The sequence below is a fragment of the Halorubrum salsamenti genome (assembly GCF_007671685.1).
GTDB classification, from domain to species: domain Archaea; phylum Halobacteriota; class Halobacteria; order Halobacteriales; family Haloferacaceae; genus Halorubrum; species Halorubrum salsamenti.
In genome coordinates this window covers 640,705-656,321 of the sequence record NZ_VCNL01000002.1, presented here as the reverse complement: position 1 = coordinate 656,321, position 15,617 = coordinate 640,705, and the positions used below count along the sequence as shown (strand labels likewise).

The window sequence follows — 15,617 nt, the reverse complement described above, 5'->3', positions numbered from 1 at the left end:
CATTCGTCTGACTGACCTTTATCGTGCTTCCATGCTAAATACTACCATGCCCCATGGATTCCGATGTCCCCGCTGAGAGTCTGGCCGATCGAACGGAATCGCGCCGGACGGATGACACGTCCGTTCGGACGGCGTCGCATCGTCCGAGCGACGCCGCCGATAGGCGAGTGGAGGGACGACGTGACGGCGATCTCGGGGAGCCGGCCGTCGCCGACAGCCGAGAGATCGAACGGCTCGAAGCCGAAATCGAACGCAAGGAAGAACAGCTCCGATGCGTCACCCGGCGGTACGAGGACCTGATCGCGGAGAAGAACCGCAAGCTCGCGGACGCGTCCGACGCGGACTCCGACTCCGATCGCCGGACGACCCTCCGATCACGGCTCACACGTCTCCTCCATTCGCTCCGGTAACGCCCCGCGCTCGGTCGCAGGACCGGCTGACCTCGTGGCGTCGGGGAGGTACTTGTCTTCGGGTCGCGGAATCAGACGACATCACGAGAAGGGATCCCACACTGCGACGGCCACGTCGACGAGTTCGCATCGGAAATGGACCGTCTGCGAGGCGGTCGACCCGCAGGTGGCCCAGTGGAACGCGGTCCCGAGCGAGTACCCGTCGGTCCCGTACTGATCGGGCTTCCGTACTGATCGGGCTTCCGTACTGATCGGGCTTCCGTACTGATCGGGCTTCCGTACTGACCGGTCTCCCGTACTGGCTAGTTACTCGTCAGCGGCGTGTCCACGCTCCGCGAGCCGCCGTGCGGCGTCGCTCAGGCCGCCCGTCGGTCGCTCTGGCTTCTCCCCCGTCTCCCGGTCGTCGCCGTCGCCTCTCTCATCGTCGCGGGCGCTGTCGTCGCTGTCAACGCGGCCGTCGCCGGGAGCGGCGTCGGTGGTGTCCGTCTCGTCCGCCCCGGCCGAAACGCCTTCGCCGTCCAAACCGGTCTCCGTCGAGCCGTCACCGACGCCGACCTCCGAGGGATCGGCGTCCGGCGGGTAGCTCCGCTCGGCCGGCGGGACGAACGCGGTCTCGACGGCGCGAACGACCTCGCGGACGCTCTCCTCGCCGAGCCGATCGGCGTACGCCTCGCGGATCAGGTCGGGGACGGCGTAGGCGTAGTGGCCCCGGCCGGCGTGCCGGATGAGCCCCGCCCGGCGGATGGGTCGGTGGCGGCTGTAGGCGTGGCCGGAGTCGCCGTCGCCGCCGGCGTCGATGTGGGCGGCGACGGGGTCGCTGACTCCTTCGCGGCGGTAGTGCCGGAGCATCCCCTGTGCGAGTTCCGGGAGCGCCTCGATCCGGCTCCGGAGCTCCTCGATGACGGCCTCGCGGGTGCCGAGTTCGACGGCGTCGTCGAACCGGAGCGCGCTCTCGGCCACGTCGGCGCGCGTGACCGGATCGACGTCGTCGACGGGAGTGTCGCTGGTTGGCCCGTCGGCGGCGGTCGCGGCGTCGCCGGCGGTCGCGGCGTCGACGGCCGGGTCGTTATCGCTCAGCCCCTCGTCGGTCGGGTCGTTGAAGTCGGCCTCGCTCGCGGCGGGGTCCGCGTCGACCTCGGCCCCCCCGTCGGCGGCCGAGTCGCTCGATCCGGTCGCGCTCTCGCCGCTTCTCTCGGTCGCGGCTACCGCCTCGTCGTACGACTTGAGCACGGACTGGTCGCCGTTGCCGCCGGTCGCCCCCAGGTCGCCGGTCGCTTCCTCCCCGCCGGCGGCCGCGGAGCGCCCGCCTCCGCCCCGGTAGGGAGCCTCGGCCTTTCCGAGGAGCGCCTGCGCGAACTGGTCGGCCATGTTGCTCAGGTCGCGGGCCTCCTCCAGCTCGCGTTCGAGATCGGCGATCCGCTGGTCTTTCTTGTCGATCTCCTGTCTGAGGTCCGCGATTTCGGACTCGCGGCGCTCCTTCTCGTCGGAGATGGACTGGAGCTCGCCCACGAGGTCGCTGGAGACCGACTTGAGCTCCGGGCGCTCGAAGTCGTCGAGCCCGGGCGTCGCGCCCGCGTCGAACGTCTGCTTGCGGTGGAACTGGATCCGGCGGATCGACTCGTCCCAGTCGGTCATCAGGAACGCCTCGCCGTCACCGAGGTCCTCGACGGCGCTGGCGTACTTCGACCCCAAGATTCGCCCCACCACCTTCGTGTCGTTGTCCCACGTGAGCCGGTGCCAGCAGAGCCAGTCGCACTGGGTGATGAAGTCCTTTTTCACGTCGGCCGGACGCTGGCTGATCCCGACGATGCCGAGGCCGTGCTTCCGGCCGCGCTTGCCGACCTTGATCAGCATCTTGCCCGTCTCGTCCATCCCGCCGCCCTCCGGGATGTACTCGTGACACTCCTCGACGACGAGCAGGAAGGGCTTCTTCATGCGCTTCTCCTTGGCGAACAGCTGTTTGACGACCTCCAAGAGGAGCTCGTTTGCGGTCTCCTCCTCTAAGTAGCCGGAGACGTCGAGGATGATCGGGACGTTCTGCTCTAAGGCGAGGTTCGCGAGCTTCTCGGCGTGTTCGGGCGAGACGACGATGTCGCACTCGTCGTCGGCGCCGGCGTGGAGGATCTCGTACTCCTCCTTGAGGCCGTAGTACTCCCCGTCCGTGTCGACGATCATCACGGGAAACCCGTTATCGAGGAGGTTCTCGATGACGACTGACGCCGTGTTGCTCTTGCCGGATCCGCTTTTACCCGTGATAAACGATCGGCCGGTGAGCACGTCGACGACCGGAAGCTCTACCGGTGACCCCGGCTCCGCCGTCGCGTCGCCCCCGATCCCCTCGCTGACGTCCGCGACGTGGACCGTCTCCTGCTCGGTCATACTCGTGAACAGGTACCGCCCGCCCCATAAACTATCGGCTCGGCCGACGACGCGATTCGTACAGGAACAGCGGCGATCGATGGCGGGAGTGGATGAATCACTGTGATAGCGTGGTTATTTATAAGTCGAGTTTGGGTGTTTTGTCGGCTATTTATAAGTGATCGACGGCTCTGCGGTGATGCCCTCCAAAGCCCCAGCCGTGAGGCGGGCGCACGCTCGCTGCGCTCCTCACTCAGTCGCTATCGCTCCTTCGTTGCGGTGCTTACGTCTCCTGCGCCCGCCTCACGGCCGCCCCTTTGAGCCCCACCCAACCGCACAGCCTCACACCTCCCCAGCCTCGCCGCGGCCGCCTCTGGCGGCCGCGGGCTCCCTCGCACGCGCTCCTCGCGGCCGCCGAGGGCGGCCACTCGGAGGCGCGCGCCACCGCACCGCGTTTATAAGTAGATGCTGCTGGCGCTCACGATAGTTTAAATACTGTATCGTTGTCGTGGTTCTGAAACACCCACTCCCGCAATCGATTACGGTCCGAGGTATCCCCACGCCTGCAACCGATCGCCGTCCCCGTCGACCCATCGCTCGCCGATGTCATCGCGGTAGTACATGTTCGGCATGACGATATCGTCGACCCGGTCGTACGCCTGCTCGCGCGCGGCCTGCATCGTGTCGCCCTTGCCGGTCACAACGATGGGCATGCCGTTGTCGCCGGCGACGCGCCACTGGCCATCGATCTTCTTTGCGTCTTCAAGATGGATTCCATCGCGGCTCTCCGTTTCGAACACCACGGCGGCGTTCCGGGAGTTCTCGTCGTACGTCTGCTCGTCGTCGAACGGGAACGGCGGGAGGACGACCCGAACCGCGATCTGGTAGCCGTTGTGAACCGCTACCTCGGGCTCGTTGCCGCGCGCGAGATCGGCGAAGAACTGACCGGTCGACGACTCGATCGACTCCTCCTGTAAGGCGATCGTCGGGTACCCGAACCGCGGTGTGAACTCCAGCGGGTAGATGCCGGTGTCGTTGACGATGCAGTTGATGTCGATGCTCCCGACGTACCCCTCGTCGGCGAGCCAGTCTTCGATCTTCCCGAAGGTCTCTTTGAACAGCTTGTTCTGGCCGGCCCAGAACATCGACGTTCCCATCTCGCCGGTGGAGGGACCGATGTTGCCCGGGAACAGCTTCTTATGTTCGAAATTAAAGTTGACCTGATCGATGAACTCGTTGCCGTTGAAAAAGCCGCAGATGGCGATTTCCACGCCCTCGACCTTCCGCTGGAGCTGGAACCCCTTCATCCGGTGACCCCACGCCTTCTTGTACGCCTTCAGCACGTCCACGACGTCGCTCCCGTCGTCCTCGTTCCCGACGTACAGTAAGCGCTTGACGTTCTGGACCTCGCCGAGCGGTTTGATCACGTACGGGGCAGGATTCTCTTCGACGTGCTGTATCCCGGCGTCGAAGTCGTGGAAGATGTGGTGTTCGACGGTGTTGACGCCGTGGTCTTCGAGGACCTCCATCGCGTATCCCCGATCCTCTTCGAGGTGATCGGTGTTCGGCGTCCCGCCGACGACAGCTTTCCCTCTCTCACGGAGTTCCTCAGCGAGTTCACCCGTGCCGATATCCGACCCGACCCAGATGTCGTCGAAGATGATGACATCCGCCCACTCGACCTCCGCGCGCCAGTCGTCCGTCTTCGGGACGAAACCGTCGCCGATCTCTTGATCGCTTTCGGCTTCGATATAGTACTTCACGTCGTGACCCTCGCGGTGGACCTGCCACGCGAGGTCGGTGATCAGCGCGGCGTCCGCGGAGACGAAGAGGAAGCGCTCGGTGCCCATGGCGGCACGTCTCTCGGCGGGGACTTGAGTGTGCCTGCCAGTCCCGATCGCCGTGGGACGAGGACCGACCGACTCCGGTCGGACTACTGCCCGACGACGTCGGGTTCGAGCGCGCCGACCTCTTCGAGGATCGTCTCGACGTCCCCTTCGTCGATATCGTTCTCCCTGAGCGCCTCTCCGAGGTAGGTCGCGACGCGACCGAACGCCTCCTCGGTGATTCCCATCCCCTCGTGAGCCGCCCGCATGTCCGCGCCCTCGTACGAGACCGGGCCGCCGGCGACCGCGCTGATGAACTGAACCTGGTGGGCGTACAGCGCCTCGCGGTCGATACCCTCGAAATACGGCTCGAGGACGGGATCGTCGAAGACGCGGTCGTAGAAGTCCGAGACGACTGCCTCGACGGCCGTTCTGCCGCCGATTGTTTCGTAGATCGACTGGGATTTAGACATCACGTCTATCAACTTCGTTCCGACGGAAGACGCCTCCGAAAGAACATGTTCGGGTATCCGTATCTCCCGATCGGCCCCGAATACGTTCGGGGGAACACGCACCCCGCCGACGACCGACGTTCCGATATGAGTACCGAGAGCCTCGAAGCGGCTCCCGATCGGACCGAGGCGACACACGATCGGTCCGAACCATCGCTCGACGCGGAGCAGCTCCGGAGACGGTTCCGCCGTCAAACTGCCGAGATAGAGCGGTGCGAGCTCGAGGAAGCCATCTCGAAGCTCGACGCGCGCGGTGATCTCTCCGACGAGCAGCGCGAGACCGTCCGCGAGCTCGGGGCCGCGCTCGTCGAAGGGCTGACCGACGCCCCGGAACAGGCGCTGGAGCGGGCGGAGCGGTCTGAGAGGACGGGGAGACGGGAGCGAGAGCGAGCGCGAGCGATCCGTCGACTCTTCGACATCGACGAGGCGTAGCTTCGGTCCGGAGAAACGTCTCAGGTGTCCCGTTGGGGTCTACTCCTCGGTTTTCGGGAACTCCGCGACGAACTCGTCGGGCGCGTTCTGTCGCACCTCGTACGCCTCCTCGTCGAACGCGGGGACCTCGGCCGCCATCTCGTAGTACAGGGGCTTCGGTTCGTGGTCGTTGACGATCGTGAGCGTTTCGCCCGGCTCCATCCCGTCGAACTCCTCGTGGATCTTGTCGTGGCGGTTCACCGGCGGGATCTCGCGGACGTCGAGTCTGGGCATGCGATCGGAGAGTCGGGTCCGACCCGATTCCGTGTTGAGCCGAATACGTTCGGGGACACGCACTCGCCCGCGGATTCCGAACGGTCGCCCGTGATCGACACCGCTCGACCGGCCGTGATCGACACCGCTCGACCGGCCGTGATCGACACCGCTCGACCGGCCGTGATCGACACCGCTTCCGATCCGTCGACCGGTATCGAGGGGGACCACTGCGCGTCGCCCGTCCGGATGGGTGAGTGATGTGCCGGCGATCGGTTTCGACGCCGACAGACGCGGAACACACGCCCGTCAGAGTGGGGATCCGACACGGCGAGTTCGATCCGCGGGCTGACCCGGAGTAGTGGCATCGCGGAACGGGGCCGCGGGGCATCGCGGAACGGGACCGCGGGGCATCCCGATGGCGGTTCGGTTTTTCAAAGTCTTATTTATGAAGTCGAAAGATAATTTCCAACTAATAAGCGGCACGGACGACAGTAGCCAGCTTTTTATTTGAGGTCACTAAAGAAATGATGACGCCGAATGCGTGACGACTCCGCTTCCGAGGCGGGCACCGCCGACCTCCACGCGCCGGTCGCTCTCGCGCCGCCGGCACCGGATTTCGGTACGACCGTTTTCGAGGGCGGAGCCACCGTGCGGACGCTTTCGGTACAGTTGCGAGCGAACTAACCACGGAACTTCAACGATAATGCCAAGAGACAACACCGATTGGTGGCCGAACCAGCTAGACCTAGACGTCCTCGACGAGCACGCCGGAAACCCCGGACCGCTGGACGAGGAGTTCGATTACGCCGAGGCGTTCGAGGAACTCGACCTCGACGCGGTGAAAGCGGACATCGAGGAGGTAATGACGACGTCGCAGGACTGGTGGCCGGCCGACTACGGCCACTACGGGCCGCTGTTCATCCGGATGGCGTGGCACAGCGCCGGCACGTACCGGACGCACGACGGCCGCGGCGGCGCGTCCGGCGGGCGACAGCGGCTCCCGCCGCTCAACAGCTGGCCGGACAACGTTAACCTCGATAAGGCGCGGCGGCTGCTCTGGCCCGTCAAACAGAAGTACGGTCGCAAGCTCTCGTGGGCCGACCTGATCGTTCTGACCGGGAACGTCGCCCTCGAGTCGATGGGCTTCGAGACGTTCGGCTTCGCCGGCGGCCGCGAGGACGATTTCAAGACCGACGAAGCCGTCGACTGGGGCCCCGAAGACGAGTGGGAGTCGACATCGGCGGAGCGCTTCGAGGAGGACGGTCGCCTCGACGACGCGCTCGGCAACACCGTCATGGGCCTCATCTACGTGAACCCGGAGGGGCCGAACGGCGAGCCCGATCTGGAGGGGTCCGCGGAGAACATCCGCGACACGTTCAGCCACATGGCGATGAACGACAAGGAGACGGTCGCGCTTATCGCCGGCGGGCACACCTTCGGGAAGGTCCACGGCGCCGACGACGGCGACCACCTCGGTCCGGAGCCCGAGGACGCCCCGATCGACCTGCAGGGCCTCGGCTGGGACAACGACTTCGGCGAGGGCAAGGGCCCCGACACGATCACCAGTGGGATCGAGGGACCGTGGAACGCCACGCCGACCGCGTGGGACCTGAGCTACGTCAACAACCTGCTCAGCTACGAGTGGGAGCCGGAGAAGGGTCCCGGCGGCGCGTGGCAGTGGACCACGAAGAACGACGAGCTCGACGGCGCCGCCCCCGGCGTGCAGGACCCCTCCGACAAGGAGGACGTGATGATGCTCACGACGGACGTGGCGCTGAAACACGACGACGACTTCCGGGCGGTCCTCGAGGAGTTCCGCGACGACCCCGACGAGTTCCAGCAGTCGTTCGCGAAGGCGTGGTACAAGCTCATCCACCGCGACATGGGTCCGCCGGAGCGGTTCCTCGGCCCCGAGGTCCCCGAGGAGACGATGCTCTGGCAGGACCCGCTCCCCGACGCGGACTACGACGTCGTCGGCGAGTCGGAGGTCGCCGAGCTCGAAGAGCTGATCACCGAGTTCGACCTCTCGATCTCCGAGCGAGTCAAGACCGCGTGGGCGGCCGCGTCCACGTTCCGCCACAGCGACAAGCGCGGCGGCGCGAACGGCGCGCGGATCCGCCTCGAACCCCAGCGGAGCTGGGAGGTCAACAGCCCCGAGGAGCTGGAGTCCGTGTTGGAGACCTACGAGGAGATCCAGGCCGAGTTCAACGGCCTTCGCGACGACGACACGCGGGTGTCGCTCGCCGACCTCATCGTCCTCGGCGGCAACCTCGCCGTCGAGCAGGCCGCCGCGGCCGCCGGCCACGACGTCGAGATCCCGTTCGAGCCGGGACGCGTCGACGCGACGCAGGAGCAGACCGACCCCGAGTCCTTCGAGGCGCTCAAGCCGGAGGCGGACGGTTTCCGCAACTACCTCGGTGACGACCTGCCCCACAAGCCGGAACACGAGATGGTCGACAAGGCCGAGCTGCTGCGGCTGAGCGTCCCCGAGATGACGGTGCTCGTCGGCGGGCTGCGCGTCCTCGACGCGAACTACGACGGCTCCGATCACGGCGTGTTCACCGACGAGCCGGAGACGCTGACGAACGACTTCTTCGTCAACCTGCTCGACTTCGACCGCGATTGGGAGCCCGTCGACGAGGACAACGAGATCTTCGAGCTCCGCGACCCCGAGACCGGCGAGGTCGACTGGACGGCGACCCGGTTCGACCTGATCTTCGGTTCGAACTCCCGTCTCCGCGCCGTCTCCGAGGTCTACGGCGCCGCCGACGGCGAGGAGAAGTTCGTGCAGGACTTCGCCGACGCGTGGAGCAAGGTCATGACGCTCGACCGCTTCGACCTCTAAAATCGGAAATAGCGGTTTTTCGCGGGTGGGGTTTTGAACCTCGAAATTGACCGCTTTTTCGGATCGGTTCTGTCAGGGGCCGCTTTTTGCCCGTTGCTTTCAGTCGGAACTGGTCGTCGACGGTTCGATCGCGATTATCGACGGTGGCCACCTCCAAAGTCCCACCCGCCCGCAACCGCACCTCACACCTCCCCAGCCTCGTCGGTCGCAGTGGCGACCGCTCGGAGGCGCGCGCCGACCGCATCCGGTTTATAAATCGTTTCTCGAAATCCCGGTTAACCGCCGTACTGTCTCGTCTCACCACACCGGCGCGAGCAACAGCGCGACCGTGACCGAGATGAAGACGAGCTTCAGGCCGGTGTTGACGGCGATCACCTTGGTGCCGAACTCGGCGCCCCAGATCCCGTACTGGAAGGGGATCGAGCGCCGGAAAGTCGAGACGGCGAAAGAGAGGATCCCGCCGATGAGCAGGCTCGCGACCGCGGTCCGAACGGTGAAGATCCCCTCCGTAGTGCCGGCCAGCGTCACCGCGCCGGCGGTCGTGTCGAGGGTGTAGACGGCGATCACGGGGACCGCGGCGCCGGGGAGCCCGAGGAGGCCGGTGATCGGCTCGGCGACGCTCGTGAGGGCCTCCACGTCGGCGTTGTTGACGAGCCCGATCACGAGGGTGTAGACGACCGCGAGCCGCGGGACGATCCGCCGGAGCGTGGACCAGGACTTCTCGCCGGCCTCGCGCACGCGCTCCCGGCTCGTGCGGTCGTCGGCGTCGGGCCCGCTCGCGTCGACCTCGGCGAGCGCGCTCCGGTCGACGTTGCGCTCGGACAGCAGAACGCCGCCCGCGAGCACGCCCGTAACGGTGATCGCCAGCGCGATCCCGGCGCGCGCGGAGACGTAGACGATCCCCGTCCGGACGCCCAGAATCGGGATCAACACGGGGACGTAGTAGGTGAACACGTGCTGGACGAACCCGAAGAACGTGTTGATGGTCACGGCGACCAGCGTCGCCCGGTCGTCGAGCAGGCCCGACTCCCGGTACTCGGCGAGCGTGGCGTATCCCGCCGTGGTCGACGCCGCGGTCGTGAGGATCGCGGTGCCGACCTCGTCGGGAAGGTTCGCGGGCCGGGTGAGCCACCCGGCGAGCCCGGCGACGTACCGGATCAGCCCGAACGCGACCGCGACGTTGGCGGCGAAGACGCCGACCGCGATGAACGCCGCGATGCGGGCGAGCCGCGGGGCCACCTCGGCGAGCAGGGCGACGAGTTCGGCGGCGACCGATTGCACTACCGACCGTACGAGGTCGGCGACCTAATGAGCGTCGGAAGGGGCGGACCGGGAGGTGACGTCTCGCCGTTCTCGTCCCCGCCGTCGCGCCGCGCGGGGCTTATGGGACCCCCGACCGAACCACCGGCAATGGCACCCGCCGAAGACGACATCTCGATCGAGGAGAAGCGCGTGTACGCCGGGACGGCGGGCCGCACCGACGCGTACGTCGCCACCGAGAGCGGCGTCGTCCGGGTGGCGCTCTCGGCCGACAAGGTCGGCGCGTTCGACATGGTCGCGCGCGACCCCGCCCGCGACGCGGCGGTCCTCCCTCGCGACGGCGGCCCGGATCTCGTCGGAATAGCGACCGGGGACGGCCTGCGCGTCGCCGACGTGGGCGACGACCCCGAGTTCGAGCCCGTCACGGCCGACCCCGTCGGCTCGAAGTCGATCGTCGCGGTCGGCGTCCACGACGACGCGTTCCTCGTCGCTGGCGAGGACGGTGAGATCGACCGGATCGCGGTCGATGACGAGGGATCAGAGCCGACGACGACCTCGGTCGGGACCGTGTCGGACCCGCGCGCGATCGACGGTCCCCTCGTCGCCGCTGGCGACGGGGTCCACCGGGTCACCGGAGGCGATAGCGCGGGTGCGACCCGCGCGCTCACCGCGGTCGGCCTCGACGACGCCCGCGACGTGGCGGGAGCGGGGATGCCCCTCGCGGCGACCGGCTCGGGCGCCTACTGGCTGGGAAACGGCTGGATGACGGCGCTGGAGGGCGACGCCACCGCGGTCGCCGCCGACGGCGATGGGCACGCGATGGCGGTCATCGACGGCGACCTGTTCGTCCACGCGGACGACGGCGCCGAGTGGGACGGCGAGACGTGGACCGTGGCGGACCTCCCGGTCGACGAGGAGCCGGTCGCGCTCGGCTACGGTCCCGGCGTGTCGGTGGCCGTGACCGACGTCGGCACGCTCTGCGTCGACGCCGGCGACGGCTGGCGCCACCAGGTCGTCGGCGTGCGGGGGGTCGCGAGCGTCGCGCTCGCGGTCGTGGAGTGACGAATTGCGTTTCGGGTCTTTATAAGTAGTTGATCCAACCGTCTCGTTTACTTATAAATGAACACTCGCCTTCGGTCTGAGCGCCCGCTCTACGCGCTCGGCAGTTCGATCTCCTCGCCGTCGGCGTAGACGGTCGGGTTCCGGAGGATTCCGTCGAGGTGGACGGGTGCGTCGGTCTCCCCGCCGATCCCGGCGTTATCGCCGATCGCGACGTGGACCGTGCCGCCCGCCTTCTCGTCTAAGAGGACGGAGCCGACCAGCTCGTCGACGCCGACGTTGGTCCCGATCCCCAGCTCCGCGAGGTTGTACGCGGCGTCGCCGACCGATTCGGCGGCGGTCTCGAGCTCCTCGCGGACCGCGTCGTCGCTGACCGAGGTGACGAGCCCGTCCTCGACCTCGAACGTCAGCTCACGCCCCTCGCCGAGCAGGCCGTGTGGCATCATCGTCCCGTCGACGACGTAGGTGCCGGTCGCGGTCTCGGGCGCGACGAACACCTCGCCGGCCGGCAGGTTCGAGAAGTCGCCGGGCTCGTGGACCATCCCAGTGTCGGCGAGCCACTCGCGGTCGCCGATCCCGAACGCGATGTCGGTGCCCGCGGGCGAGGTCACCCGGACCTCGTCGGCGTCGACGACCTGTGCGAGCACGTCGTCGCAGGCGGCGTCGATCGCGGCGTAGTCGGCGTCGAGCCCGGTGGTGAACACGGGCTCCGTGATCCCGGGGAGCGTCGCGCCGCGCGCTCCGGCGTCGCAGGCGCTCCCGCGGGCACGGGTGTGACTCAGGCTCTTCGTCGTCGGTGCGAGGAAGGCGTCGCTCTCGGCCATCGCGGCCGCGACCGGCGCGGGCGGCTCGGTGCCGTGCTGATCGGCCGGCGGGTACCGGAGTATCGTCGCGTCGTCGGTGACGGCGCTCGCGGCCTCGTAGAGCGCCTCGCCGATGCGTTCGCGCTTGTCGTCGGTGACGACGACCACGGACTCCTCGGGGGCGACGCGCAGGCACTGCTCGACGGCGGTCTCGGCGGCGTCCGAAAGATCGCTCGACATACCCTCCGATCGGCGACGACGGGCGTTAGTCCTTCCCATCGCCGATCGATTTACTCCATTTCGAAATTCAGTTTCATCTTTGCGGCGCGCGAATTAACCGACAGATTACTCTCGGCGTAGTTAATTTCTTATTGCATCACTCGAAAAGATTATGCTGTTCCCCGAGCGACCGGGATCCATGATACGTGTGGGCGTCAACGGGTACGGGACGATCGGGAAACGCGTCGCGGACGCGGTCGCGGCCCAGCCCGATATGGAACTCGTCGGCGTAACGAAGACCAGCCCGGACTACGTCGCCGAGGCCGCGATCCGTCGCGGCTACGACCTGTACGCGGCGATCGACGAGCGAGCCGCCGCGTTCGAGGACGCCGGCCTCGGCGTCGCGGGGACCCTCGGTGACCTGCTCGATGCCGTCGACGTGATCGTCGACTGCGCGCCGGCCGGGATCGGCGAGCGCAACCAACCGACCTACGAGGCACACGACACCCCCGCGATCTATCAGGGCGGCGAGGACGCCGCGATCGCGGACGCCTCCTTCAACGCCCGCGCTAGCGGGGAGATCGGCGACGTCGGCTCGCTTCGCGTCGTCTCCTGTAACACGACCGGGCTCTCGCGGCTCCTCGCTCCGCTCGACGAGGCGTACGGCGTCGAGAAGGCCCGCGTGACCCTCGTTCGTCGGGGCGGCGACCCGAGCGAGACCGACCGCGGCCCGATAAACGACGTGGTCCCGGATCCGAAGACGGTCCCCTCTCACCACGGGCCTGACGTGAACGCGATTCTCCCCGAGATCGATATCGACACGGCCGCGCTGAAGGCACCGGTCACCGCCATGCACACTCACAGCGTCAACGTCACGCTCGAGGAGGCGCCGACCACGGCGGAGGTCCGGGAGCTGTTCCGCGCGGAGACGCGGCTGTTTCTGATCCCCGAACACGCCGGCATCGACGGCGCTGGAGCCCTGAAAGATTACGCGGCCGACGTGGGGCGTCCCCGCGGTGATCTCTGGGAGAACTGCATCTGGGAGGAGTCGATAAGCGTCGAAGGACGAGACCTGTACCTGTTCCAGAACGTCCACCAAGAGGCGGACGTGGTCCCGGAAAACGTCGACGCGGTTCGCACGCTGGCGACCGACGTCTCCAGAGGGGAATCGGTGGCGCGGACGAACGAGGCGCTCGGCGTCGGGCTCGACAGCCTGCTGTCCGACGACGGATCCGCCCGTGACCAGGTCGCCGCTGACGACTGACTCGGTCCCCCGCCAGCCCCCGCCTCACTCGGCGGGGGTCGTCACGAGGAACGTGCGCCCGCCGCGGCGTTCGAGATGGACCTCACTGCCCTGCACGCGGTTCAGGCGTGCGCGGTCGGCGATCCGATCGGTTTTGCACTCAGTGATGTCGACGCGAGTCGGCGTCGCGTACCGCGGTTGATCGTGGCTCGTCGCGCTCATATCTCCAACGAGGGTCGGAACGCCCGTATAAGCGAGCCATGCGCGGAGTGAAAGTGAAAGTGGAGGCGTTGGCGGTGCGAGCGTGGGAACGAACCGAGGTCTCGCCGCCGCCTACCGCCGGAGTCCCGCCTCCTCGTCGCCCTCAACGAACCGCACGGTGAAGTAGTCGTAGCCGCCGTAGGCGGCGTCGAGCGCGCCCAGCCACCAGTTCCAGCGCTCGACGAGCGAGGATCCGTCCGGCGCGTCGCCGAGGTGGTCGATCACGCCGGGCACGGTGAGGGCGTGTCCCCGGTCGTGAGAGGGCTTCCCCGAGTCGGCGAGGTCGCGAGCCGCCCGAGCGACCGCTCGCCGCTCGGCCTCGGTCCCGCCGAACTCCGCCTCGAGGGCCTTCTCCAGACGCTGTCGGTCCATGGGCGAACCTACGAGGCCCGAGTATATGAGTCGCGTGGTAGAAAATGGCACATCCGGTGTCGACGGCCCACCGCGACCACGCTCCGGCAGGGGTCACAGCCGGGCCGCGAGCGCGAGGAAGAGCAGGCTGAACGGGGCCGTCAGCAGCGCCAACAGCGCGCCGGCCGCCGGCTCGCCGGCCGCGAGCGCCATCGCGAGGCCGACGACGAGCGAGGCGGATCCCGCGATCGCGAGGATGGCGCGCTCCGGGACGCTGGCTCGGTCTGGTCCGTCGCTTCGCGCGAGCGCCGCGTCCAGCCCCCGCTCGACCTCGTCGGCGAGGTCGGTCGGGACGAACAGCCACGGCGTCGACCGGTACCAGGCGTTCCCGCGGTACGCGAGCAGGAACACGGTCGCCCACGGGAGGTCGATCCGGCGCGTCCGGATCGCGGACCCGAGGTCGTCCGAGCGCGTCCGGTCGTGGCTCCGGGAGGTCCGCTCGATAGTCTCGGCGGCCGGATCGAGCCGCAGGTCGGTCCCCCGCGAGCCCGCGATCACCGGGAGAAACGCGATGAACGAGACGAGCAGCGGAGCGAATCCCGAGAGCAGCGACGGCGCGGCCGAGAGCGATCCGGGGCCGACCGCCGCCGCGGCGCCCGCGAACACGGCCCCCGCCCCGGCGACGGTCCAGCCGAGCCGAAACTGCGAGGGGTCGAACGAGTAGTCGCCGAACTGCGACAGGAGTTCGCGGCGGCGCTCCGGGGAGGTTCGGTCGTACGCCACGAGCCAGTAGAGCAGCGACATCGGACCGCCGACGAGGAGGATGACGGCCACCGCCCACGTCGACGCGGGCGGTCCGCCACCGCCGAGCAGTGAGGCGCCGATCCCGACGGCGACGAACAGCAGCGCCGCGAGGACGAGTCCGCCCGCGGTCACGCTCGCGCCGAGCGCCAGCGACCGCAGGCGCTCGAAACGGACCGGTCCCCACTCGACGGGAGCCGTGTCGGGCCCGGTGTCGGAATCGGGAGCCGCGGCGGAATGGGAGTCGAGGGCCGCGGCGGAATCGGTCTCGGAGTCCGCGCCGCGCTCTCGGTCCCCCGGCGACTGCATCCCGTCGATCGACGCGCCGGACTCGGAGGGCATGGACACTCGTTGGGCCGGTGAGGGCTTAAATTCCGGTCGCCACGCCGGTCGGGAAGTGGCCGGCGTCGGCTCTCCCCCCGTCGCGTCCGGACGGCAGCGACGTGAACGGATGCGGCGGCGAGTATTTATCTCGCGACCGGGTACGGTGCGTATGACCGATTGGCGCGCCGTCGGCTACGGGTTCATCGTGATGTTGATCGCCGGGCTCCTCGCGACGTTCGTCCCGGTCGTCGGCCACATCGGTGCGGGGTTGATCGGAGGGTTCGTCGCCGGCTACGTCGCCGGCGGCGGGCTGCTCTCGGGGACGTGGCACGGCCTGCTCGCCGGGTCGGTGAGCGGAATCGTCGTCACCCTGCTGCTGGCCGCGTTCGGCGGGCTCGTGGGGCTCGTCGGGGGACCGGTGGGCAGCCTGCTCGGCGGCGCCGGCGTGCTGGTCGTCGGACTGCTCCTGACGCTCCTGTTCGCGATCGACTCGGCGCTCGCGGGCGCGATCGGCGGCGTACTCGGGGACTGAGACCGTTTTCTCCGAGGTTGGACGGACCGGCGAGGTTGGTGAGTGTGTTCTCCGTAACGGCTATTTATAAGCTGACAGCGAGAGCCTCGGAAGAGCCCGCTACCCGATCGCGGTCAACTGCTTATA

At 67.9% G+C, this 15,617-nt stretch carries 17 protein-coding genes; 8 read left to right on the top strand and 9 right to left on the bottom strand.

Going from position 1 to position 15,617, the window contains the following annotated elements:
• The first annotated feature begins 167 nt into the window (after window positions 1–167).
• The gene (locus FGL94_RS07825) at window positions 168–410 is read left to right on the top strand and encodes a V-type ATPase 116kDa subunit family protein (RefSeq protein ID WP_144923061.1); all 243 of its coding nucleotides are present in this window, start codon (window positions 168–170) and stop codon (window positions 408–410) included.
• Between the two features lie 306 nt (window positions 411–716).
• On the opposite strand, the gene FGL94_RS07820 is transcribed toward FGL94_RS07825, so the two are convergent.
• The 3 genes from FGL94_RS07820 to FGL94_RS07810 all read right to left on the bottom strand — a co-directional run bounded on the left by FGL94_RS07820 (window position 717) and on the right by FGL94_RS07810 (window position 5,067).
• Window positions 717–2,789 (bottom strand): helicase HerA domain-containing protein, encoded by a 2,073-nt coding sequence (locus FGL94_RS07820; RefSeq protein ID WP_144923058.1) that lies wholly within the window; start codon window positions 2,787–2,789, stop codon window positions 717–719.
• Between the two features lie 518 nt (window positions 2,790–3,307).
• Window positions 3,308–4,618, bottom strand: a complete 1,311-nt coding sequence (locus FGL94_RS07815) for a phosphoribosylglycinamide synthetase C domain-containing protein (protein WP_144923055.1) — start codon at window positions 4,616–4,618, stop codon at window positions 3,308–3,310.
• Between the two features lie 83 nt (window positions 4,619–4,701).
• Window positions 4,702–5,067, bottom strand: a complete 366-nt coding sequence (locus FGL94_RS07810) for a group I truncated hemoglobin (RefSeq protein ID WP_144923052.1) — start codon at window positions 5,065–5,067, stop codon at window positions 4,702–4,704.
• Window positions 5,068–5,193: 126 nt separating this feature from the next.
• Here FGL94_RS07810 and FGL94_RS07805 point away from each other — a divergent pair, with 126 nt between their 5' ends.
• Entirely contained in the window at window positions 5,194–5,538 is a 345-nt protein-coding gene (locus tag FGL94_RS07805; RefSeq protein WP_144923049.1) for a glutamyl-tRNA reductase, read from the top strand.
• Between the two features lie 39 nt (window positions 5,539–5,577).
• Here the strand turns inward: FGL94_RS07805 and FGL94_RS07800 are convergent, their stop codons facing one another.
• Complete coding sequence (locus FGL94_RS07800; RefSeq protein WP_144923046.1) at window positions 5,578–5,811, bottom strand: DUF2249 domain-containing protein; 234 nt, start codon at window positions 5,809–5,811, stop codon at window positions 5,578–5,580.
• A 90-nt stretch (window positions 5,812–5,901) separates the two neighbouring features.
• Between FGL94_RS07800 and FGL94_RS18245 the strand changes: the two genes are divergently transcribed.
• The 3 genes from FGL94_RS18245 (at window position 5,902) to katG (ending at window position 8,638) form a co-directional block, all read left to right on the top strand.
• Window positions 5,902–6,051: a hypothetical protein gene (locus FGL94_RS18245; protein ID WP_186313360.1), complete on the top strand. Its 150-nt coding sequence runs from the start codon at window positions 5,902–5,904 to the stop codon at window positions 6,049–6,051.
• A 279-nt stretch (window positions 6,052–6,330) separates the two neighbouring features.
• Window positions 6,331–6,477, top strand: a complete 147-nt coding sequence (locus tag FGL94_RS18240) for a hypothetical protein (RefSeq protein ID WP_186313359.1) — start codon at window positions 6,331–6,333, stop codon at window positions 6,475–6,477.
• A 19-nt stretch (window positions 6,478–6,496) separates the two neighbouring features.
• Window positions 6,497–8,638: a catalase/peroxidase HPI gene (katG, locus tag FGL94_RS07795; protein ID WP_144923044.1), complete on the top strand. Its 2,142-nt coding sequence runs from the start codon at window positions 6,497–6,499 to the stop codon at window positions 8,636–8,638.
• A 297-nt stretch (window positions 8,639–8,935) separates the two neighbouring features.
• Here the strand turns inward: katG and FGL94_RS07790 are convergent, their stop codons facing one another.
• The gene (locus FGL94_RS07790; protein WP_144923041.1) at window positions 8,936–9,919 is read right to left on the bottom strand and encodes a nucleoside recognition protein; all 984 of its coding nucleotides are present in this window, start codon (window positions 9,917–9,919) and stop codon (window positions 8,936–8,938) included.
• A 129-nt stretch (window positions 9,920–10,048) separates the two neighbouring features.
• Between FGL94_RS07790 and FGL94_RS07785 the strand changes: the two genes are divergently transcribed.
• Window positions 10,049–10,960 (top strand): HVO_0234 family beta-propeller protein, encoded by a 912-nt coding sequence (locus FGL94_RS07785; protein ID WP_144923038.1) that lies wholly within the window; start codon window positions 10,049–10,051, stop codon window positions 10,958–10,960.
• An 89-nt stretch (window positions 10,961–11,049) separates the two neighbouring features.
• Here FGL94_RS07785 and FGL94_RS07780 read toward each other — a convergent pair whose 3' ends face one another.
• Window positions 11,050–12,000 carry an aminopeptidase gene (locus tag FGL94_RS07780; protein ID WP_144923035.1) on the bottom strand — a complete coding sequence of 317 codons (951 nt, stop codon included), beginning with the start codon at window positions 11,998–12,000 and terminating at the stop codon, window positions 11,050–11,052.
• 178 nt (window positions 12,001–12,178) lie between these two features.
• On the opposite strand from FGL94_RS07780, the gene FGL94_RS07775 reads away from it, so the two are divergent.
• Window positions 12,179–13,243: a type II glyceraldehyde-3-phosphate dehydrogenase gene (locus tag FGL94_RS07775; RefSeq protein WP_144923032.1), complete on the top strand. Its 1,065-nt coding sequence runs from the start codon at window positions 12,179–12,181 to the stop codon at window positions 13,241–13,243.
• A gap of 24 nt (window positions 13,244–13,267) precedes the next feature.
• Here FGL94_RS07775 and FGL94_RS18235 read toward each other — a convergent pair whose 3' ends face one another.
• From FGL94_RS18235 to FGL94_RS07765, 3 genes are all read right to left on the bottom strand, one after another.
• On the bottom strand, window positions 13,268–13,444 hold the full coding sequence (locus FGL94_RS18235) for a hypothetical protein (protein ID WP_186313358.1): 177 nt from the start codon (window positions 13,442–13,444) through the stop codon (window positions 13,268–13,270).
• A gap of 111 nt (window positions 13,445–13,555) precedes the next feature.
• On the bottom strand, window positions 13,556–13,855 hold the full coding sequence (locus FGL94_RS07770; protein WP_144923030.1) for a hypothetical protein: 300 nt from the start codon (window positions 13,853–13,855) through the stop codon (window positions 13,556–13,558).
• A 93-nt stretch (window positions 13,856–13,948) separates the two neighbouring features.
• Window positions 13,949–14,977 carry a hypothetical protein gene (locus FGL94_RS07765; protein WP_144923027.1) on the bottom strand — a complete coding sequence of 343 codons (1,029 nt, stop codon included), beginning with the start codon at window positions 14,975–14,977 and terminating at the stop codon, window positions 13,949–13,951.
• Between the two features lie 151 nt (window positions 14,978–15,128).
• Here FGL94_RS07765 and FGL94_RS07760 point away from each other — a divergent pair, with 151 nt between their 5' ends.
• Window positions 15,129–15,491, top strand: a complete 363-nt coding sequence (locus tag FGL94_RS07760) for a DUF5518 domain-containing protein (RefSeq protein ID WP_144923024.1) — start codon at window positions 15,129–15,131, stop codon at window positions 15,489–15,491.
• The last annotated feature ends 126 nt before the right edge of the window (window positions 15,492–15,617 follow it).